This is a genomic window from Paraburkholderia sp. GAS448 (assembly GCF_050435685.1).
Classification (GTDB): Bacteria; Pseudomonadota; Gammaproteobacteria; order Burkholderiales; family Burkholderiaceae; genus Paraburkholderia.
This window is the reverse complement of the sequence record NZ_JBNDKT010000002.1, coordinates 605598-625876: the sequence shown is the minus strand read 5'-3', so window position 1 is coordinate 625876 and position 20279 is coordinate 605598. Positions and strand designations below refer to the sequence as shown.

Below are 20279 nucleotides of genomic sequence, written 5' to 3'. Positions count from 1 at the left end.
CCTTCGCCTGTCCTGACCGGCCCCGAAGAGCCCGCCAGCGCGCCGCCATCAAGCGCCCACACTTATCGGCTGTTAATTTTTAAAGATCGATCCGCGTCGCGCGCCGCACCGGTCAGACCACCCTCCGGCACCGCCCCGCCCTGCGTCGCTGCATCAGCAGCAGAGAAACGAGATTATGTAGCAACTCTTTCGCTTCGTCAACAACATTTTTTGCTTTCGCTTAAAACCTGATGACGTTGCGGCCGCTGGTTTCCGCAGCGGCTCTCGTTCGCAAACGAGGAGGCGAATAGTAGGCGAACATCCCCCTGACGACAAGCGAATAAGGCAAATCTTTTTTGCCCCTCATTTCCGCGCCGCACTCATGACCGCCTCGATCGGCATCGCATCGGCCATCGCCGCGTAGCCAGCATCGCTCGGATGAATGTGATCGCCACTGTCGTAAGTGCGTTGCAGGCTTTCAGGTCGCGCCGGGTCACGCAATGCGGCGTCGAAATCAACGACACCGTCGAACGCGTGCCCCGCCCGGATCCACTGATTGACAGCCAGCCTGATGCTTTCCCGCTGCGGAGGAAGCGCGGCCGGCGTCAGCGTGGCCCCAAAAACCCGGACGCCGTGCTGGTGAGCTGCGGCGATAACCCTCTGATAACCATCGATCAAAGCGGCGGCACTCACCGGCGTGTGAGGAGAATCACAATCCAGTCCGGCGCGAGGCGGCATGGCGGCAAAATTGATGTCGTTGATGCCGACCAGCACGATCGCCGTTTTTACTCCCGGGCGTTCGAGCACATCGCGGTCGAATCGCTTGACCAAAGCGTCACCGTAGCACGGTGAGTCACTAAGCAAGCGATTTCCGCTGATACCAAGATTGACGACCGCGACCGACCGGTCACCCGAGTGGGCAAGTTTGCGCGCAAACGCATCCGGCCAGCGGCGGTTCAGGTTCAGGCTCGAACGCATTCCGTCGGTGATCGAGTCGCCGATCGCTGCAACAGCAACGGCCGCCGGCGCATCCACCGACAGGCCCGTCACCCACGCATATTGCGTAAACCGCGCACGAAACGCATCGCCCGCCGAATCGCCCGCATGATTGCCCGGCGTAGAAACGTAATTGACCTGGTTTGAAACGCGATGCCACGCTGCGAGCCGCTGGTCCGGCCCCATGTACGAGCTGATCACATACGGCGCGCCACCGACGATATCGACAGGCACGGCATCGCTCTCCATCGCACCACCGGCGGGCACACTCGCCGACGTTTTTCCGCCAAAGGTGACACGAACGCCGCCGCCTTGCACCGCGGCGCCCCCGGCCGAACGGCTGAGCCGCAGATCCTCGATGACGAGGGGTTCCTTGCCGTATTCGTTACTGATGTGCAAGCGAACGGCGCTCCCGGACAGCGTCGGATAAACGATCTGTCTTACCGTGCGCCCCGCGACGTCCGGAGCGCGGTACAAGGGTGGTAAGTCGGCTCGCTGGGGAATCGGCTGAAGCGCGGTAGCCCAGGCGGTGACCCAATGCCCGGGGGTATCGGCGGCAACGGAGACTGAGGGGATTGCAAACTGGGAGAGCAGAACGGCGCCACAGGCGGCAACCAGCGTACGGAGGCTCATTCGGATGATCGGTCGAAAGCAAAGCGCCCATTGTGCCCGATCGGCCGCGGCCCGACGGCGCAGCGGCGCGATCACGTCACGAAAAGAGCTGCCGGACGAAAAACGACATGCCTAAGTGGTCCATCCCTGCGCAGGCCGCCCCATCCGACGCCGCGCTACCGGGCATGAAAGGCTCGATTCACGACGCCGACATCATGTCCAGCGCCAGCGCTTCCGCCACTTCAATCCCATCGATGGCCGCCGAATAAATGCCACCGGCATATCCCGCACCTTCGCCAGCCGGATACAGCCCTTCAACATTCATGCTCTGGAAATTGTCTTTCCGGCGGACCCGGATCGGCGATGAAGTCCGGGTCTCCACACCCGTGAGCACAGCGTCGTGCATGGCGAAGCCGGAGATCTTCCTGTCGATTTCAGGCAACGCCTCGCGGATGGCTTCGATCACATAATCGGGCAGCGCGGTGCTGAGATCGGTCGGATGGACGCCCGGCTTGTAGGACGGCACCACAGAGCCCAGCGATGTGGACGGCCGGCCCGCTATGAAGTCACCGACCAGCTGCCCCGGCGCACAGTAATTCCCGCCGCCCAACTCGAACGCCCGCTCTTCCCACTTGCGCTGGAACGCGATGCCCGCAAGCGGGCCGCCCGGATAGTCGTCCGGCGTGATGCCGACGACAATCCCGGCATTGGCGTTACGCTCAGCCCGGGAATACTGGCTCATGCCGTTGGTCACCACACGGCCAGGCTCAGAGGTTGCAGCGACCACCGTGCCGCCCGGGCACATGCAAAAGCTGTAGACCGAGCGCCCGTTGCTGCAATGATGGACGACCTTGTAGTCCGCCGCGCCGAGTTCCTTGTGACCGGCGAACTTGCCAAAGCGGCTGCGATCGATCAGTCCTTGTGGGTGCTCGATCCGAAAACCCAGCGAGAACGGCTTTGCTTCGATAAAAACGCCACGGCCGTGCAGCATCTCGAAGGTATCGCGGGCGCTGTGTCCCACGGCCAGCACCACATGATCGCAGCGCAGGGTCTCGCCGTTCGACAGCACCAGCCCACGCACCTTGCCCTGTTCGATTTCGATGTCGTCGACCCGGGTCTCGAAGCGCACTTCACCGCCCAGCTGGTGGATGGTGGCGCGCATTTTTTCCACCATGCTGACGAGACGGAATGTACCGATATGCGGCCGGCTCAGATAGAGAATGTCTTCCGGCGCTCCCGCCCTGACGAACTCGTCGAGCACTTTGCGGCCGTAGTGCCGGGGATCCTTGATCTGGCTGTACAGCTTGCCGTCGGAAAACGTACCGGCCCCGCCCTCCCCGAACTGCACATTGGATTCGGGGTTGAGCACACTCTTGCGCCACAGCCCAAACGTGTCCTTGGTCCGCTCACGCACCGCCTTGCCGCGTTCAAGGATGATCGGACGGAAACCCATCTGCGCGAGGATCAGACCCGCGAACAGCCCGCATGGCCCCATGCCGATCACGACCGGCCGCAATGCCGTGCTGCGCTCAGGCGCCCGGGTGACAAAGCGGTAGGTCATGTCCGGCGTCACGCCGCAGTGCGGCTTGCCGGCCATCCGCTTGATGACAGCGGCTTCGTCCCTGACTTCGACATCGACGATATACGTCAGCTTGATGTCGGAACGCTTGCGCGCATCGTGTGCGCGACGGAACACGGTGTAACGGGTGAGCCCGTCTGCCGCCACTCCGAGTTCTGCGAGACGCTTGAGAATCGCGGCTTCGAGCTCGCTTTCGGTGTGATCGAGCGGGAGTTTGACTTCGCTTAGACGTAACATGAGTACCAGGGATGCGGGGGCCGCGCAATCGCGACCAATCCATGATTTTATAGGTTCATGGACACGCCGTGGCGGCAGCGGCTCCGGGCGATCAGCGGCGCGACGCCAGTCTGTGCCGCCAGACCTCAGGGCTCGGCCCCGTCTTCCTGACAAATACGCGGGCAAAAGTGCCCTGATCGGAGAACCCTGCCAGCAGCACAACCTCGACGAAAGAACGGTTGGGATCGCGCAGCAACTCCAGCGCCCGATGGATGCGACGCTGGAACAGCCATTGAGGCGGAGACAGTCCGGTACTCCCTTGGAACGCGCGGACGAATTCTATGGGTTGCAACCCGCAGACGCCGGAGGCGTCCGCCAAAGTAATCCCGGTAGCGAGGCAAATAACGGACCCTTGCAAAGGGACACGCGAAAACACCCGCCGTGCAGGGTCGCCACGCATGGCATGAGATCCGTTTTGCTCTCACGATACTCCCGACCGGCGTTGCGATCGGCCCGAAAACGGGATCCATCGCGGATGCCGGCCCCCATTTGCATGTCGCCCTCGAAGAGGGAGTCAACCGGGATCGTGAGCATCCCGCGACATCGATCCATACCCTTCTTCAAAATATTTATTAACCGACCGGTCGGTTGGTTTATACTGCCGGACATGCACAACTTAGGACGAGAGCGTTAAGACCATGTACACGCAATCCCTCGACATTCCCGGCAACGTCGCCCCGCTCGACGCCGCCGCCAGTTCGCCCGAGCAATCCCGCTTCGATGCCGTCATGGAAGCCGATGGCAAGATCGAGCCGCAGGACTGGATGCCCGACGCCTATCGCAAGACGCTCGTGCGGCAGATTTCACAGCACGCGCACTCCGAGATCGTCGGCATGCTGCCCGAAGGCAACTGGATCACGCGCGCGCCCAGCCTGAAACGCAAGGCGATCCTGCTCGCGAAGGTGCAGGACGAAGCCGGCCACGGCCTTTATCTGTATAGCGCCGCCGAAACGCTCGGCGTGTCGCGCGACCAGCTGGTCGATGCGCTCCATAGCGGCAAGGCAAAGTACTCGAGCATCTTCAATTACCCGACGCCCACGTGGGCCGATGTCGGCGTGATCGGGTGGCTCGTCGACGGCGCGGCGATCATGAACCAGATTCCGCTGTGCCGATGCACGTATGGCCCGTACGCACGCGCCATGATCCGCATCTGCAAGGAAGAGTCGTTCCACCAGCGGCAGGGCTTCGACGCACTGTTGTCGATGATGAAAGGCACCGACACCCAGCGCGAACTCGTCCAGCAGGCGGTGAACCGCTGGTGGTGGCCGGTGCTGATGATGTTCGGCCCGAGCGACAAGGATTCGATCCACAGCAACCAGTCGTCGAAATGGGGTATCAAGCGGATCTCGAACGACGATCTGCGCCAGAAATTCGTCGACGCGACGGTCGACCAGGCGAAGGTGCTCGGCGTCACGCTGCCGGACCCCGACCTCAAATGGAACGAGGAACGCGGCCACTACGACTACGGCGCGATCGACTGGGAGGAATTCTGGCGCGTCGTGAACGGCGACGGCCCGTGCAACCGCGAACGCCTCGCGACCCGCGTCAAGGCACATGACGACGGCGCATGGGTCCGCGAAGCCGCGCTCGCCCACGCGGAAAAGCAGCGCCAGCGCGCACAGCAGCACGCCGCCTGAACGCGGCGCCAGAGAACAGATCAACGCAGGCATACCGCCGGCAAGGATTCAGGAGATCCGCAATGGACAAGTCAGCAAACAAGGAATGGCCGATCTGGGAAGTGTTCGTGCGCAGCAAGCAGGGACTCGACCACAAGCACTGCGGCAGCCTGCACGCGTCGGACGCATCAATGGCGCTGCGCATGGCGCGCGACGTGTATACACGCCGCCAGGAAGGCGTGAGCATCTGGGTGGTGCCGTCGTCGGCGATCACGGCGTCCGCCCCCGACGAGAAGGCCGAACTGTTCGAACCGGCTGGCGACAAGATCTATCGCCATCCGACGTTCTATACGCTCCCCGACGAAGTCAACCACATGTAAGCGCGGACATGGACATCACGCCCCAACATCTTTCGTACGTGCTGCGTCTCGCGGACACCGCGCTGATCCTCGGTCAGCGCAATGCCGAGTGGACCGGCCACGGCCCGATCCTCGAAGAGGACATCGCGCTCGCCAACATGAGCCTCGACCTGATCGGCCAGGCGCGCCTGCTCTACTCCCACGCCGCCGAACTCGAAAAGTCGCTCACCGGCCGCGCGCGCACCGAGGACGACTACGCCTACTTCCGCGCCGAACGCGAATTCGCGAACTACACGCTCGCCGAGTTGCCGCACTACGGCCCGCTCTCCGGCACAGCGCACGCGGACAAGGATTACGCGGTCACGATCGTGCGCAATTTCCTGTACGCATCGCTGATGGCCCATCTGTGGACGGCGCTCACCGCTTCGACGGACGAACAGCTCGCCGCGATCGCCGCGAAGTCGATCAAGGAAACGCGCTACCACCTGCATCACTCGCGCGAGTGGCTGATCCGCTTCGGCGACGGCACCGACGAGTCGCATCGCCGCGCACAGGCCGCGCTCGACTATCTGTTGCCCTACACACGCGAGTTCTTCAGCATCGATGACGTCGAAGACAGCATCGCCGCCGCCGGCATCGGCCCTAAGACGGCCGACTTCGAAGCCGCATGGCTCGACGACGTCCGCGAGGCACTCGACGAAGCCACGCTGACGCTGCCCGAACCGGTGAAACACATCACCACCGGCAAGCACGGCGAGCATTCCGAGCATATGGGCTACGTGCTGGCTGAGATGCAAAGCATTGCGCGCCAGCATCCCGGCGCGACCTGGTAAGCATCGACAAACCACCCTGGAGCCCTGACGATGACCGCCACCCTCGCCGCCCGCCCCGATCCGACGGATGCCACGGACGCCGCGCTCGACCATGCCTGGTCCGTGCTCGAAGCCGTGCCCGATCCGGAAATTCCGGTCGTGTCGATACGCGAACTGGGCATCCTGCGCGACGTTCGCCGGGCTGCCGACGGCGTGCTCGAAGTCGTCATTACGCCGACCTACTCGGGTTGCCCGGCGATGTCGCAGATTGCCGAGGACATCGGCATGGTGCTTGATGGAGCGGGTCTTAAGCCGCACCGGATCGCAACGGTGCTCGCGCCCGCCTGGACCACCGACTGGATGACCGCCGACGCCCGCGAAAAACTGCGCGCGTACGGCATCGCGCCGCCGACCGGCAATTGCGCAAGCACGCCCGCGGCCGGCGAAAAGGTCATCCGATTCGCGCCCCGTCCCATGGCCGCACCGGCCTGCCCGCGCTGCGGTTCGGCGCATACCGAGCGGCTCGCGCAATTCGGCTCGACGGCCTGCAAGGCGCTGTACCGCTGCATCGACTGCCGCGAACCCTTCGACTACTTCAAACCATACTGATATGGCTACCCCGCAATTTCATCCGCTGCGCATCCGGGAAGTGCGGCCCGAAACCGCCGACGCGGTTTCGGTCGCCTTCGAAGTCCCTGTCGAGCTGCGCGAGCAGTATCGCTTCACGCAAGGGCAGTTCGTCACGCTGAAAACGCATATCGACGGCGAAGAAACGCGCCGCTCGTACTCGATCTGTGTCGGTGTCACCGACTATGATCGCGACGGCGAACTGCGCATCGGCATCAAGCGCGTGCGCGGCGGCCGCTTCTCGAACTTCGCGTTCGACACGCTGCAGCCCGGTCACACGATCGACGTCATGACGCCGGACGGCCGCTTTTTCACGCATCTGAACGCAGAACAAGGCCAGCAGTATGTGGCGTTCTCGGGCGGCTCGGGCATCACGCCGGTGCTCGCGATTATCAAGACGACGCTCGAGATCGAGCCGCGCAGCACGTTCACCCTGGTGTACGGCAACCGCAGCGTCGACCAGATCATGTTCGCCGAGGAACTCGAAGACCTGAAGAACCGCTTCATGAACCGGTTCGTCCTGTATCACGTGCTGTCTGACGATCTCCAGGACGTCGAACTGTTCAACGGCGTGCTCGACCAGCAAAAGTGCGCGGAATTTCTGGAGACACTGATTCCGGTGGCTTCTATCGACGAAGCATTCATCTGCGGCCCCGAGCCCATGATGAACGCCGCCGAAGGGGCGCTGAAAGCGGCAGGCGTGCCGTCGGCGAACGTGCACGTCGAGCGTTTCGGAACGCCGCTGCCGCAAGCGGGCGTGCCGCCTGTCGAAATTACCGACGACACGCCCGCCGCCGACCTCGAAATCGTGCTCGACGGCAAGAAGCGCAAGCTGCGCCTGCCGTATCAGGGCGTGAGCGTGCTCGACGTCGGTCTGCGCGCCGGACTCGCGCTGCCCTACGCGTGCAAAGGCGGCGTGTGCTGCACGTGCCGCGCGAAGGTGCTGGAGGGCGAGGTGAAGATGGAGAAGAACTACACCCTGGAAGAGCACGAAATTCGCGATGGTTTCGTGCTGACATGCCAGTGTCATCCGGTGAGCGACCGGGTGGTCGTGAGCTACGATGAACGATAGGTGGCGCCGGGGGTCGTGACGCTGCCGGATTTCGGCGGAAGTCCGGCGCGCGGGTCGCGGTGGTCGCACCGCACAAGCCCACCGCAACCCGCTTTCAGCCTGCCCGCGATCCGCTTACACTAAGGGCCGCTCGCGACCGGAACGTTGTTCCGGTTGGCGAGCGGCCCTTCTTCATCACCGAGTTGCCCACTCTCTGCCGCTAATCATGGCCCGTACCCGAGCCCCAGACCACGAAACCCAGCGCGACCAGATCCTCGACCTGGCCGCCGAAAAATTTGCGCAGACGAGCTACCCAAGCACATCGATGGCCGAACTGGCCGCAGCCAGCGGCACGTCGAAGGCGCGTCTTTACCACTACTACGAGAGCAAGGAAGCGATCCTGTTCGATCTGCTCGACCGCTACACGAAGCGGCTGATGCTGATCATCGCGGAAGTCGAAGGCTCCAGCCAGCGGCGCGGCCTGAGCGAACGCGAAACCTTCGCCGAACTGATCCGGGCCTTTCTCGCCGAGTACGAAACGTCGCACAGCCGCCACGTTGCGCTACTGAACGACGTCAAATATCTCGTCGATGCGCAGCGCGAAATCATCCTGAACCGCCAGCGCGATGTCGTCGCGGCATTTGCGCGACAGCTTTCCCGCGCTTACCCGGACCGCGCAACGAAGGAAAACCAGACCGCACTCACGATGATGGTGTTCGGGATGATCAACTGGACCTTCACCTGGCTCAAGCCCGGCGGCCGCCTGGGATATCCGGAATTTGCGGAGCAGGTTGTCGACGTCGTCGATCGGGGCCTGCGCTCCGTCGAATGATCCCGCACGGCAACAATAGCGGCGATTGAAGCACTGCGCGACAAAACAACACAGTCTCGCACGACCGTTCAAATTAATTATCGTTAATAATCAAATAGATAAATTAAGGTCTCAACCGGACTAGAACTTGCCCTCGAACAGGAATACGGGTTTTCCCTAGTGATCGGCTTGCGCTTCCGATAGAATTCGTTTTGCGGCGCATCATGCCGCCTGACGAAAAGGAGAACCCAACATGACCCAGACCACTAACCGCACCAACGAGCTGATCGAGACATCCGATCGGCTGCTGCCAGCTGCCGGTCGCGCGCCTGCTCTTGTCCGGGAACTTACCCCAGTCGATCGTGAACGCCTGCTCACCCACTTTCTCGCGCTCGACGCAGACGACCGGCTGCTGCGGTTTGGCCAGATCGTCCCGGATCGTGTGATCGAGAACTACGTTCGCGCGATCGATTTTTCACGCGACACCGTTTTCGGCGTCTTCGACGATCAGCTGCAACTGGTCGGCGTCGGCCATCTGGCCTATCTGCCGGCTGAAGGCGACAAGCGCACTGCGGAATTCGGCGTGTCCGTTCTGGAAAGTGCCCGCGGCCAGGGCATCGGCACAAAGCTGTTCGAGCGCGCTGCGATCCGCAGCCGCAATACGCACATCACGATGCTCTACATGCACTGCCTGTCGCGGAATTCGACGATGATGCACATCGCGAAGAAGTCCGGCATGAAGATCGAGTACGCGTACGGCGAAGCCGATGCCTACCTGACGCTCAGGCCCGCCGATCAGTCGAGCATCATCGCTGAGATGCTGCAGGAACAGGCTGCCGTGTTCGACTACGCGCTCAAGCGTCAGGCACGTAACGCATCGAAGATTTTCGAATCGTTGATACCAACTGCTGCCGCCGCCTGAATGGCGTAACGGCGCCAGAAGCGAAAGGGCGGCCTGGCCGCCCTTTTTCATCCATCCGCGAGGTGTGCACCTGACCGAAACTGGCGCGCCCTCAGCGAATCGGCAGCGCGGTCGTTTCCTTGATCTTTTCGAGAGAAAAGCTCGTCTTCACGTCGATCACCGACGGATGGTGCAGCAGCTGATCCTGCACAAAACGCCAAAAGTGCGCCATATCTTCCATCTGCACACGCAGCAGGTAGTCCATTTCCCCTGTCATCGCGTGGCAAGCCACGACTTCCGGCCATGTCTGCACGGCCGCGCGAAAGAGATCGGCGTGCGTCGCGCCCGGACGCGCAGTCGTCGTGCTCTCGCCGCGCGCGCCCGCTAGCGGACTGCCGCGTTTCTCCAGCCGCACGTTGACGTACGCGAGCAGATCGAGCCCGAGCTGCTGCGCATCGAGGCAGCGCCACGTACCCGCGAATCACCCCGCTCTCTTCAAGCCGCCGAATCCGCCGCAGACAAGGACTTGGCGACAGACTCACCCGCTCCGCGATCTCCTGGTTCGAGAGCCGGCCATTCTCCTGCAGGATCGCCAGAATACGGCGGTCGATTGTTCTACGAGCGCCTCTTCAACTTCCGTGAAGTGCGTTACTTCGACATCGAAGGCAAGGTGACCGGCGTGAAGTCGAAGGCGATGACGTCGCCCTGCGGCAAGATCCGCATTCCGATCAACGAGGAAGGCTCGGAGACGGGGGGTCAGATTCAGGAATATCTCGACGCATACCACGGCGAAGGCATCCAGCACATCGCGCTTGGCAGCAACGATATCTACCGGACGGTGGACGGCCTGCGCGCGTCGAACATCGCGCTGCTCGATACGATCGACACGTATTACGAACTGGTCGACCGGCGCGTGCCGAACCACGGCGAGCCGCTTGCCGAACTTCGCAAGGGCAAGATCCTGATCGATGGCGCACCAGACGACCTGCTGCTGCAGATCTTCACCGAGAACCAGATCGGACCGATCTTCTTCGAGATCATCCAGCGCAAGGGCAATCAGGGCTTCGGCGAAGGCAACTTCAAGGCGCTGTTCGAATCGATCGAACTGGATCAGATTCGCCGTGGCGTCGTGCAGGATAAGCCCTGAACGCTCCAGGTCGGTCTCAGCCAACCCGTTTGCAAAAGGGCTGCCTGAGACCGATACAACGCACGCCCGGAAGTTAAAAAAGGGCGAGGATCGTCGATCCTCGCCCTTTTTTCGTTACGCTACCGCCGTATGGAGGCCGCAGCGCGAAATGGATGAGAGCCGCCCGGCGGCTTGTCAGGAACGCCTGGTGTTCTCTTCGGCCTGAGTGGCCGCCTGCAACGCGTCAGCGTCCCGACATGCCGATGCAACCTGCGTCGTGCGGCTAACCGCGGTCGCGAGCACGCTGGCGCTATTCGACCGAACCGGCGCGCTCATGGCGAAAAATGCAGCGGAGACCATCAAAAAGGTCTGAATGTTACGAGTGTTCATGCGTACTCCTTTTCTGACTGCCTGTTGTCCTGAAGCTCTACCGTGTGTAGAGCATTGCGCAGACTGTGCACAGGTGGGCTGTTAGACCGACATTTCAAGACCAGTTCCGCCAATGAGAAGCTTTTACAGCTTGTTACAGCGTTCGGCCTGAAGTGACGGTCAGCGTGGAACACCGGGTGAAACATACGCGCCCGCCTGACGCCAACAGGTATCCGTCGCGCCATGCGACGGGTTTTCACCAGTGCTAACATCGGTGAAAAACCGTCAATATGGCGACCCCGGCCGAAGCATTCACAAGATGCCGAGGCACAGAAGTTTTGGCGATCCCAAACTGGGTGGAGGAGTACACATAATGAATGCCCCGCTAGACGCCGGTCAGCGAGCCTCGCTCGAAGCCGCTCTATCTTCCGTCACACTCGACGACAAATACACGCTCGAACGCGGCCGCGCTTACATGAGCGGCATCCAGGCGCTGGTGCGTCTGCCGATGCTGCAGCAGGAGCGCGACAAGGCCGCCGGGCTCAATACCGCCGGATTCATCTCCGGCTATCGCGGCTCCCCGCTTGGCGGATTCGACCTGTCGTTGTGGAAGGCGAAGCAGCACCTCGCCGCGCACCAGATCGTATTCCAGCCGGGCGTCAACGAAGATCTCGCCGCCACCGCCGTGTGGGGCTCGCAACAGGTCAACCTCTACCCCAGCGCGAAATACGACGGCGTATTTTCGATGTGGTACGGCAAGGGCCCGGGTGTCGATCGCACCGGCGACGTGTTCAAGCATGCGAATTCGGCGGGCTCGTCGCCACATGGCGGCGTCCTCGTGCTCGCCGGCGACGATCACGCGGCGAAATCCTCGACGCTTGCCCACCAGTCCGAACATATCTTCAAGGCATGCGGCATTCCGGTGCTGTTCCCGTCGAACGTGCAGGAATATCTCGACTTCGGGCTGCACGGCTGGGCAATGAGCCGTTACTCCGGCCTGTGGGTCGCGCTGAAGTGCGTGACCGACGTGGTCGAATCGTCGGCTTCGGTCGATATCGATCCGCATCGCACCGAGATCGTCCTGCCGACTGACTTCGTCATGCCCGAAGGCGGCCTCAATATCCGCTGGCCGGATCCGCCGCTCGTGCAGGAAGCGCGTCTGCTCGATTACAAGTGGTACGCCGCGCTCGCCTACGTGCGCGCGAACAAGCTCGATCGTGTCGAGATCGACTCGCCGCACGCCCGCTTCGGCATCATCACGGGGGGCAAGGCCTATCTCGACGTGCGTCAGGCGCTGACGGATCTCGGCCTCGATGACGAAACCTGTTCGCGCATCGGCATCCGTCTGTACAAGGTCGGCTGCGTATGGCCGCTCGAAGCGCAAGGCGCGCACGCATTTGCGCGCGGCCTCGAAGAGATTCTGGTGGTCGAGGAAAAGCGGCAGATCCTCGAATACGCGATCAAGGAAGAGCTGTACAACTGGCCGGATGGCCAGCGTCCGCGCGTCTACGGCAAGTTCGACGAAAAGGACGGCGCAGGTGGCGAATGGTCGGTGCCGATGGGCAACTGGCTGCTGCCCGCGCACTATGAACTGTCGCCGGCGATCATCGCGAAGGCAATCGCCACGCGGCTCGACAAGCTCGACCTGCCATCGGATGTGCGCGCGCGCATCGCGACGCGCATCGCCGTGATCGAAGCGAAGGAGCGAGCGCTCGCGAAGCCGCGTGTGGAAGCGGAGCGCAAGCCATGGTTCTGCTCCGGCTGCCCGCACAATACGTCGACAAACGTGCCGGAAGGTTCGCGCGCGATGGCCGGCATTGGTTGCCACTACATGACCGTGTGGATGGACCGCAACACGAGCACGTTCAGCCAGATGGGCGGTGAAGGTGTCGCGTGGGTCGGCCAGGCGCCGTTCACGAACGACAAACATGTGTTCGCCAACCTCGGCGACGGCACGTACTTCCACTCCGGCCTGCTCGCCATTCGCGCGGCGATCGCGTCGAGGGCGAACATCACCTACAAGATTCTTTACAACGATGCGGTCGCGATGACGGGCGGCCAGCCGGTCGACGGCGTGCTGACCGTGCCGCAGATCACGCATCAGCTCGCCGCCGAAGGTGCGGCGAAGATCGTCATCGTCACCGATGAACCGGACAAATACCACGGTACGACGCAGCTCGCGCCCGGCGTGACGATCCATCACCGAGACCAGCTCGACGAGATCCAGCGCGAGCTTCGCGAAATTGCGGGCACGTCGATCCTGATCTACGAGCAGACCTGCGCGACCGAAAAACGTCGCCGCCGCAAACGCGGCACCTATCCGGATCCGGCAAAACGCGTCGTGATCAACGAGGCGGTATGCGAAGGTTGCGGCGACTGCTCCGTGCAGTCGAACTGTCTGTCGGTCGAGCCGCTGGAAACGGAATACGGCACGAAGCGGCAGATCAACCAGTCGACCTGCAACAAGGACTTCTCGTGCCTGAAGGGCTTTTGCCCGAGCTTCGTCTCCGTGGAAGGCGGGCAGTTGCGCAAGCCGAAGGTGTCGGGCGTGGCGGGCGATGCGATGCCGCCCGTTCCGGAACCGGAGATTCCCACACTAGCCAAACCCTACGGCGTGCTGGTGACGGGCGTCGGCGGCACGGGTGTCGTCACGATCGGCGCTCTGCTTGGCATGGCCGCGCACCTGGAGAGCAAGGGTGTGACGGTGCTCGACGTGACCGGCCTCGCGCAGAAAGGCGGCGCCGTGATGAGTCATGTGCAGATCGCGAACCACCCCGCCGACATCCATGCCACCCGCATCGCGATGGGCGAAGCGAGTCTCGTCATCGGCTGCGACGCGATCGTAACCGCCGGCGACGAATGCATGTCAAGGATGCAGGCCGGCCGGACGCGCGTCGTGCTGAACAGCGCGCCGACGCCGACCGCCGAGTTCATCAAGAACCCGAACTGGCGCTTCCCGGGCCTCAGTTCCGAAGCGGACGTGCGTGCTGCGGCAGGCAACGATGGCGTCGACACGGTCGATGCCAACCACTTCGCCGTCGCGCTGCTTGGCGACGCGATCTACACGAACCCGTTCGTGCTCGGCTACGCCTGGCAACGCGGCTGGTTGCCGCTGACGCATGAGTCGCTCATGCGCGCGATCGAGCTCAACGCAGTTCAGGTCGAAAAGAACCGCTCGGCGTTCGAATGGGGCCGTCGCGCGGCACACGATCTCGCAGCGGTACGCAAGCTCGCGCAATCGGCCGCTCAAGGCGACACGCCCGAATCGGCGGCAGGCGGCAAGATCATCTCGCTGCACACGCCGAAGGCGCTCGACACGCTGATCGACAAGCGCGCGGCCTACCTCACCGCGTATCACAACAATGCTTACGCGGCGCGCTACCGCAAGCTGGTGGCGGACGTGCGTGCGGCGGAAACGGCGCTCGATGTCGGCGACGGCCAGATGCCGCTCACCGAGGCGGTCGCAAAGAACCTGCACAAGCTGATGGCGTACAAGGACGAATACGAAGTCGCGCGTCTTTACGCCGATCCCGCGTTCATCGAAAAACTGAAGGCGAATTTCGAGGGCGACTGGAAGCTCAAGCTGTATCTCGCGCCGCCGGCGTTCTCGAAGAAGGACGCCCACGGTCATCTGGTGAAAAAGCAATACGGCCCGTGGGTGTTCAAGGCGATGCACGTGCTGGCGAAACTCAAGTTCCTGCGCGGCACGGCGCTCGACCCGTTCGGCAAGACGGAGGAACGCCGCACGGAACGCGAACTGATCGGCGAATATGAAGCGCTGGTGCGTGAACTGATCAGCGGCTTGACGGCCGGCAAGCGGGCCCTCGCGGTCGAGCTCGCAAGTCTGCCCGATGGCATTCGCGGATACGGCCACGTCAAGGAAAACAACCTGAAAGGCGTACGGACGAAGTGGTCCGCGTTGCTCGCGAAATGGCGAGCGCCCGAAGGCGGCGCCGAGCGGCACGTCGCTTGATTCAGCACTGCGCGGGCAAAGCTCGACGTAAATAAAAAGGCACGACGAGGTAAAAACGTCGTGCCTTTAAAAAACCCTCTCCAGCTTGCCTGTGAGCCCTGCACTCTTTCGGGTGCGGGGCTTTTTTCTTTTTTTTAGCAGGCAGACCGGAGTGTGCCGCTTTAACGCGCCGCCGCAGCTTTATTGACGTTCGCGTTCGCCGAAGCCACCGCCGTCATGTTGATGATCCGGCGCACCGTCGCCGCCGACGTCAGGATGTGCACCGGTTTTTCCGCGCCGAGCAGGAACGGCCCGACCGTCACGCCTTCGCCGCCGATCATCTTCAGCAGGTTGTACGCGATGTTCGCTGCTTCGACGTTCGGCATGATCAGCAGGTTCGCTTCACCGGAAAGCGTCGTGCCCGGGAACGCAGCCTTGCGCACCACTTCCGACAGCGCCGCGTCGCCGTGCATTTCACCATCGATTTCCAGATGCGGCGCACGCTCGACGATCAGCTTGCGCGCTGCCGCCATGCGTTCCGAGGACGCCGACGGCACACTGCCGAAGTTCGAATTCGACAGCAGCGCGACCTTCGGCGTAATGCCGAATTTCTCGATTTCGCCTGCGGCCAGCATCGTCATGTCGGCGAGCTGTTCGGCGGTCGGGGTCTCGTTCACGTACGTATCGCAGATGAACAGGTTGCGGCCCGGCAGCATCAGCAGGTTCATCGCCGCGAAGTTAGCGACGTTCTCGGCCTTGCCCAGCACCTGTTCGATGAACTTCAGATGCGTGTTGTACTGGCCGATCATCCCGCAGATCATGCCGTCCGCTTCGCCAAGGCGAACCAGGATCGAGCCGATCAGCGTGTTGAACTTGCGCAGCGCCGCCTTGGCGACTTCCGGCGTGACGCCTTCGCGCGCGCCGATCTCGTGATACTCCTGCCAGCACTGTTGGTAGCGCGGATCATCTTCCGGATTGACGATCACGAAGTCTTCGCCGCACTTCAGCTTCGAGCCCATCTTCTTCAGACGCATCTCGATCACGGACGGACGGCCGATCAGGATCGGGTTCGCGATCTTCTCGAGCAGCACGAACTGCGCCGCACGCAGCACACGCTCGTCTTCGCCTTCCGCAAACACGATGCGTGCCGGCTGCGACTTCGCAGCAGCAAACACCGGACGCATCACCATGCCCGTGCGATACACCGTCGCGCCGAGCTCTTCGCGGTACGCGTCCATGTCCTTGATCGGACGGGTCGCGACGCCCGAGTCCATCGCAGCCTTCGCCACCGCCGGCGCAATCTTGATGATGAGACGCGGATCGAACGGCTTTGGAATCAGATACTCCGGACCGAATTCGAGCGAATGGCCTTCGTATGCCTTCGCAACTTCATCGCCCTGGTCGGTTTCTTCGGCCAGCTCGGCGATCGCGCGCACACACGCGAGCTTCATTTCTTCGGTGATCGTCGTCGCGCCGACATCCAGCGCGCCGCGGAAGATGAACGGGAAGCACAGCACGTTGTTGACCTGGTTCGGATAGTCCGAACGGCCAGTCGCAATGATGCAATCAGGGCGGACCTTCTTCGCCTCTTCCGGGCGGATTTCCGGATCCGGGTTGGCGAGCGCGAGGATAAGCGGCTGCGTGCCCATTTCCGCGACCATCTCCGGCTTCAGCACGCCGGCGCTGGAACAGCCGAGGAACACGTCTGCGCCGCGGATTGCGTCGGCGAGCGTGCGATGTTCGGTGTTGGCCGCGTAGCGTTCCTTCGACGGATCGAGGCTGCCGCGGCCTTCGTAAATGACGCCCTTCGAATCGGTGACGAGAATATTCTTCTTCGACAGCCCGAGGTTCACAAGCAGGTCCAGACAGGCAATCGCCGCCGCGCCCGCGCCGGAGCAGACCAGCTTCACTTCGTCGAGCTTCTTGCCGACCACTTTCAGGCCGTTCAGGATCGCCGCCGACGCGATGATCGCAGTGCCGTGCTGGTCATCGTGGAAGACCGGAATCTTCATGCGCTCGCGCAGCTTCTTTTCAATGTAGAAGCACTCGGGCGCCTTGATGTCTTCGAGGTTGATGCCGCCGAGGGTGGGCTCGAGCATCGCGATCGCTTCGACGAGCTTGTCCGGATCGGACTCGCTGAGCTCGATGTCGAACACGTCGATGCCCGCGAACTTCTTGAAGAGACAGCCCTTGCCTTCCATCACCGGCTTGGCTGCGAGCGGCCCGATGTTGCCGAGACCCAGCACCGCGGTGCCGTTCGTGATCACACCCACCAGGTTGCCGCGCGACGTGTACTTCTGCGCGTCGAGCGGCTCATCGAAGATAGCCATACACGCGGCTGCGACGCCCGGCGAATACGCTAGCGACAGGTCGAGCTGATTCGAAAGCGGCTTGGTCGGGGTGACCGAAATCTTGCCGGGTTTCGGATTCTGGTGATATGCGAGAGCGCTTTGCTTAAGTTGTTCGTCCATTTTCTGGCCTGCGAGACGTTGGTAATTGGGCCGGATACGCTACACCGTGGATATCGCTCGCCTGGATCGAATGGGTAATCGACAGCGGCGGTTTCACACGCGCCGGTTGGGCGCGGCGTCGAACCTGAGCAGAGGGCAAGACGGTGTAGAACGTTTCGCGGGGCGATTAGTGTACACCCCACGGGAGGCGTTACGCGTGGGGGTAAACACAGCTAACCATAGGCGAAACACAGACTGGGAAAGGCGCCAGCATGTTGCGGCGCGGCATCTCCTCTGCGGGATCGGACACCTGAAGCGCGTCAGTCGAGCGCCGCCCCGCGACGCTCAGGGATCAGGAAAAGGGTGGCCAGAATGTCGAGTACGTAGATCGATGCAAGCACACCAAGTGCCGCGCCAAACGAGAACCTGGCGGCCAGCGCGCCGACCGCGACCGGCCCGAAACCACCCACCGCGCGGCCGATATTGAAGAGCACGTTCTGCGCCGTCGCTCGCGCTTCTGTCGGATAGAGTTCCGAGATCAACGCTCCGTAACCGCCGATCATGCCGTTGACGAACACGCCCATCACCGCGCCGCCGATCAACAGCGCGTACGGCGTGGCGAGATGGGCGTAGACGAACACCATGACGACCGCGCCCGCCTGATAGAACAGGAACGCTGGCTTGCGGCCAAAGCGGTCGGCGGCGATACCGAACAGCCAGATGCCGAGCCCCATCCCCACGACGGTCGCCGCCGTCCAGAGACCCGACCGGGTCAGCGAATAACCGAACGTCTTCGACAGATAGCTCGGCAGCCAGATCATCAGCCCGTAGTAGCCGAAGTTCTGCACGGAACAGAGAATCGTGACACCCAGGCTCGCGCGAGCGGTGCGTGCATCGGCGACCAGCAGTTTCAGCGGCAGCCTGCGGTTTCGACCGGCAGCCGCATGCACCACGCGCTCGTTGAAAATCGCCGGCTCCTCGACGCGCCGCCGCACGACGAACGACACGATCGCCGGCAGCAGGCCGAGTGCGAACATGCCGCGCCAGCCGATGACCGGTAACAGGAGCGGCGTCAGCAGCGCTGCGGCGAGCACGCCTAGCTGCCAGCCCAGCCCGACATACGACGACGCGCGCGCCCGTTGTGACGCCGGCCACGCTTCGGCCACGAGCGTCATGCCGATGCCGAATTCGCCGCCGAGGCCGATCCCGGCGATCGTCCGGTACACGAGCAGGTCGGTATAGCCTTGCGCGAGCGCGCAAAGACCGGTGAACACCGCGAAGATCAGGATGGTCCATGTGAGCATGCGTACGCGGCCAAGGTAGTCGCTGAGCACGCCGAAGATGATCCCGCCTGCAACCGCGCCGATCAGCGTCCAGCTAACGAGCGAGCCGGCCTGCGTCGATGAAAGGTTCAGGTCGGCGGCGATCACCGGCAGCATGAAACCGAGGATCAGCAGGTCGAAGCCATCCATCGCGTAACCGAGCAGCGACGCAAGCAGCGCGCGGCCGGCATAGCCGCGCCGTTCGGGCATCGTGGAAACGGGGGAAGAAGAAGCGACGTTCATTGGGCGTTCTCGTCAAACAGGCAAATTCAGGCTTGCGGCCGGAAGGACCGCCAATCCGGTCGCGCTGGCCCCGGGTGCAACGCAGCCGCGCCGGCAGCTTCGGCGCAGCGGAGAATCACGCGGCCAAACCGGAAAATCGCGTGAGTGTAAAGGCGGCCCTTGCGGGTCACAAGCTGGCCAAAAAGCCAGGATACGCGACGAAAGCCACCTCGGTACGCCCTGGAATGCCCCGGAACGCGATCCTGCGTTCCGGGACTCCTCGGAACGGCCCGGATCGGGTAAAATATTGGGCTACGCGCGCAGCAAACCGGCCTGTTCCAACTGCCCGGCTGCGTATTTCGTGAGAACGAGTCGTGAGTAACGAGTCGTGAGCGATGAGTCGTGAATGACGAGTCGCACGCGGTGAGTTGTCCGTGACGAGCCGCCCGTCAAGGCACGAAATACCCCGCTTGCTGCGCCACCGGGCCGTGCGCCCGCCCTCCCCGCTCACACCCAAGGATCCGCCCATGACAGGCTTCGATCGCCAGACGATCTCCGACACGACCGCCAAAATGCTGCTCGAAGTGCAGGCCGTGCACTTCAACGCGGAAAAACCGTACATCTTCACGTCCGGCTGGGCGAGCCCGGTCTACATCGACTGCCGCAAGCTGATTTCGTATCCGCGCGTGCGCCGTGGCCTGATGGAGATGGCCGAAGCGACCATTCTGCGCGACGTCGGTTACGAGCAGATCGACGCCGTTGCGGGTGGTGAAACCGCCGGTATCCCGTTCGCCGCGTGGCTGTCCGACCGTCTGATGGTGCCGATGCAGTACGTGCGCAAGAAGCCGAAGGGTTTCGGCCGCAACGCACAGATCGAAGGCCTGTTGACTGAAGGGCAGCGCGTCCTGCTGGTTGAAGACCTGACCACCGACAGCCGCAGCAAGATCAACTTCATCAACGCGCTGCGCACGGCCGGCGCCCAGGTGAACCACTGCTTCGTGCTGTTCCACTACAACATTTTCAAGGAAAGCGTGTCGGTGCTGAAAGACATCGACGTTGACCTGCACGCGCTCGCCACGTGGTGGGATGTGCTGCGCGTCGCGAAGGAATCCGGCTACTTCGAGACGAAGACGCTCGACGAAGTCGAGAAATTCCTGCACGCACCGGCCGAATGGTCCGCCGCGCATGGTGGCGCAACGGCCGCCCCGCAGTAAGCGCC

Annotated in this window: 16 protein-coding genes and 2 pseudogenes; 11 read left to right on the top strand and 7 right to left on the bottom strand. The window is 62.7% G+C overall.

Annotated elements, in window-relative coordinates; genetic code table 11:
- The coding region (locus tag P3T23_RS06435) for a hypothetical protein (protein ID WP_429315333.1) at window positions 1–231 on the top strand (231 nt) is incomplete at its 5' end.
- A 111-nt stretch (window positions 232–342) separates the two neighbouring features.
- Here the strand turns inward: P3T23_RS06435 and P3T23_RS06430 are convergent.
- From P3T23_RS06430 to P3T23_RS06420, 3 genes are all read right to left on the bottom strand, one after another.
- Window positions 343–1608: an SGNH/GDSL hydrolase family protein gene (locus P3T23_RS06430; RefSeq protein WP_429315332.1), complete on the bottom strand. Its 1266-nt coding sequence runs from the start codon at window positions 1606–1608 to the stop codon at window positions 343–345.
- A 178-nt stretch (window positions 1609–1786) separates the two neighbouring features.
- Window positions 1787–3403: an NAD(P)/FAD-dependent oxidoreductase gene (locus P3T23_RS06425; protein ID WP_429315331.1), complete on the bottom strand. Its 1617-nt coding sequence runs from the start codon at window positions 3401–3403 to the stop codon at window positions 1787–1789.
- Window positions 3404–3494: 91 nt separating this feature from the next.
- Window positions 3495–3842: a helix-turn-helix transcriptional regulator gene (locus P3T23_RS06420; protein ID WP_429315330.1), complete on the bottom strand. Its 348-nt coding sequence runs from the start codon at window positions 3840–3842 to the stop codon at window positions 3495–3497.
- Window positions 3843–4080: 238 nt separating this feature from the next.
- On the opposite strand from P3T23_RS06420, the gene paaA reads away from it, so the two are divergent.
- The 7 genes from paaA (at window position 4081) to P3T23_RS06385 (ending at window position 9640) form a co-directional block, all read left to right on the top strand.
- Window positions 4081–5079: a 1,2-phenylacetyl-CoA epoxidase subunit PaaA gene (gene paaA / locus P3T23_RS06415; protein WP_133661225.1), complete on the top strand. Its 999-nt coding sequence runs from the start codon at window positions 4081–4083 to the stop codon at window positions 5077–5079.
- A 62-nt stretch (window positions 5080–5141) separates the two neighbouring features.
- Window positions 5142–5438, top strand: coding sequence for a 1,2-phenylacetyl-CoA epoxidase subunit PaaB (gene paaB, locus P3T23_RS06410; protein ID WP_133661226.1), 297 nt, complete (start codon window positions 5142–5144; stop codon window positions 5436–5438).
- 8 nt (window positions 5439–5446) lie between these two features.
- On the top strand, window positions 5447–6250 hold the full coding sequence (gene paaC, locus P3T23_RS06405; protein ID WP_429315329.1) for a 1,2-phenylacetyl-CoA epoxidase subunit PaaC: 804 nt from the start codon (window positions 5447–5449) through the stop codon (window positions 6248–6250).
- A 30-nt stretch (window positions 6251–6280) separates the two neighbouring features.
- A complete protein-coding gene (gene paaD / locus P3T23_RS06400; protein ID WP_429315328.1) occupies window positions 6281–6838 on the top strand; it encodes a 1,2-phenylacetyl-CoA epoxidase subunit PaaD in 558 nt (185 codons plus the stop codon).
- A gap of 1 nt (window position 6839) precedes the next feature.
- Window positions 6840–7928, top strand: coding sequence for a 1,2-phenylacetyl-CoA epoxidase subunit PaaE (gene paaE, locus P3T23_RS06395; protein ID WP_429315327.1), 1089 nt, complete (start codon window positions 6840–6842; stop codon window positions 7926–7928).
- 205 nt (window positions 7929–8133) lie between these two features.
- Complete coding sequence (locus tag P3T23_RS06390) at window positions 8134–8739, top strand: TetR/AcrR family transcriptional regulator (RefSeq protein ID WP_429315326.1); 606 nt, start codon at window positions 8134–8136, stop codon at window positions 8737–8739.
- 232 nt (window positions 8740–8971) lie between these two features.
- On the top strand, window positions 8972–9640 hold the full coding sequence (locus P3T23_RS06385; RefSeq protein WP_429315325.1) for a GNAT family N-acetyltransferase: 669 nt from the start codon (window positions 8972–8974) through the stop codon (window positions 9638–9640).
- Between the two features lie 91 nt (window positions 9641–9731).
- Here P3T23_RS06385 and P3T23_RS06380 read toward each other — a convergent pair.
- Window positions 9732–10230, bottom strand: a pseudogene (locus tag P3T23_RS06380) (Lrp/AsnC family transcriptional regulator).
- A 2-nt stretch (window positions 10231–10232) separates the two neighbouring features.
- Between P3T23_RS06380 and P3T23_RS06375 the strand changes: the two are divergent.
- Window positions 10233–10766: pseudogene (locus P3T23_RS06375) on the top strand (VOC family protein); the annotation flags it as partial.
- Window positions 10767–10940: 174 nt separating this feature from the next.
- Here the strand turns inward: P3T23_RS06375 and P3T23_RS06370 are convergent.
- On the bottom strand, window positions 10941–11135 hold the full coding sequence (locus P3T23_RS06370; protein WP_429315324.1) for a hypothetical protein: 195 nt from the start codon (window positions 11133–11135) through the stop codon (window positions 10941–10943).
- A 352-nt stretch (window positions 11136–11487) separates the two neighbouring features.
- Between P3T23_RS06370 and P3T23_RS06365 the strand changes: the two genes are divergently transcribed.
- Window positions 11488–15087: an indolepyruvate ferredoxin oxidoreductase family protein gene (locus tag P3T23_RS06365; protein ID WP_429315323.1), complete on the top strand. Its 3600-nt coding sequence runs from the start codon at window positions 11488–11490 to the stop codon at window positions 15085–15087.
- A 161-nt stretch (window positions 15088–15248) separates the two neighbouring features.
- Here P3T23_RS06365 and P3T23_RS06360 read toward each other — a convergent pair whose 3' ends face one another.
- Window positions 15249–17537 (bottom strand): NADP-dependent malic enzyme, encoded by a 2289-nt coding sequence (locus P3T23_RS06360; RefSeq protein ID WP_429315322.1) that lies wholly within the window; start codon window positions 17535–17537, stop codon window positions 15249–15251.
- Between the two features lie 299 nt (window positions 17538–17836).
- On the bottom strand, window positions 17837–19081 hold the full coding sequence (locus tag P3T23_RS06355) for an MFS transporter (RefSeq protein ID WP_429315321.1): 1245 nt from the start codon (window positions 19079–19081) through the stop codon (window positions 17837–17839).
- Window positions 19082–19587: 506 nt separating this feature from the next.
- On the opposite strand from P3T23_RS06355, the gene P3T23_RS06350 reads away from it, so the two are divergent.
- A complete protein-coding gene (locus P3T23_RS06350) occupies window positions 19588–20274 on the top strand; it encodes an orotate phosphoribosyltransferase (RefSeq protein ID WP_429315320.1) in 687 nt (228 codons plus the stop codon).
- The last annotated feature ends 5 nt before the right edge of the window (window positions 20275–20279 follow it).

What these genes read in the sequence shown, in the direction of transcription:
- P3T23_RS06430 (WP_429315332.1), bottom strand. Translation starts at nt 1,608, where the DNA reads ATGAGCCTCCGTACGCTGGTTGCCGCCTGTGGCGCCGTTCTGCTCTCC.
- P3T23_RS06425 (WP_429315331.1), bottom strand. Translation starts at nt 3,403, where the DNA reads ATGTTACGTCTAAGCGAAGTCAAACTCCCGCTCGATCACACCGAAAGC.
- P3T23_RS06420 (WP_429315330.1), bottom strand. Translation starts at nt 3,842, where the DNA reads ATGCGTGGCGACCCTGCACGGCGGGTGTTTTCGCGTGTCCCTTTGCAA.
- paaA (WP_133661225.1), top strand. Translation starts at nt 4,081, where the DNA reads ATGTACACGCAATCCCTCGACATTCCCGGCAACGTCGCCCCGCTCGAC.
- paaB (WP_133661226.1), top strand. Translation starts at nt 5,142, where the DNA reads ATGGACAAGTCAGCAAACAAGGAATGGCCGATCTGGGAAGTGTTCGTG.
- paaC (WP_429315329.1), top strand. Translation starts at nt 5,447, where the DNA reads ATGGACATCACGCCCCAACATCTTTCGTACGTGCTGCGTCTCGCGGAC.
- paaD (WP_429315328.1), top strand. Translation starts at nt 6,281, where the DNA reads ATGACCGCCACCCTCGCCGCCCGCCCCGATCCGACGGATGCCACGGAC.
- paaE (WP_429315327.1), top strand. Translation starts at nt 6,840, where the DNA reads ATGGCTACCCCGCAATTTCATCCGCTGCGCATCCGGGAAGTGCGGCCC.
- P3T23_RS06390 (WP_429315326.1), top strand. Translation starts at nt 8,134, where the DNA reads ATGGCCCGTACCCGAGCCCCAGACCACGAAACCCAGCGCGACCAGATC.
- P3T23_RS06385 (WP_429315325.1), top strand. Translation starts at nt 8,972, where the DNA reads ATGACCCAGACCACTAACCGCACCAACGAGCTGATCGAGACATCCGAT.
- P3T23_RS06370 (WP_429315324.1), bottom strand. Translation starts at nt 11,135, where the DNA reads ATGAACACTCGTAACATTCAGACCTTTTTGATGGTCTCCGCTGCATTT.
- P3T23_RS06365 (WP_429315323.1), top strand. Translation starts at nt 11,488, where the DNA reads ATGAATGCCCCGCTAGACGCCGGTCAGCGAGCCTCGCTCGAAGCCGCT.
- P3T23_RS06360 (WP_429315322.1), bottom strand. Translation starts at nt 17,537, where the DNA reads ATGGACGAACAACTTAAGCAAAGCGCTCTCGCATATCACCAGAATCCG.
- P3T23_RS06355 (WP_429315321.1), bottom strand. Translation starts at nt 19,081, where the DNA reads ATGAACGTCGCTTCTTCTTCCCCCGTTTCCACGATGCCCGAACGGCGC.
- P3T23_RS06350 (WP_429315320.1), top strand. Translation starts at nt 19,588, where the DNA reads ATGACAGGCTTCGATCGCCAGACGATCTCCGACACGACCGCCAAAATG.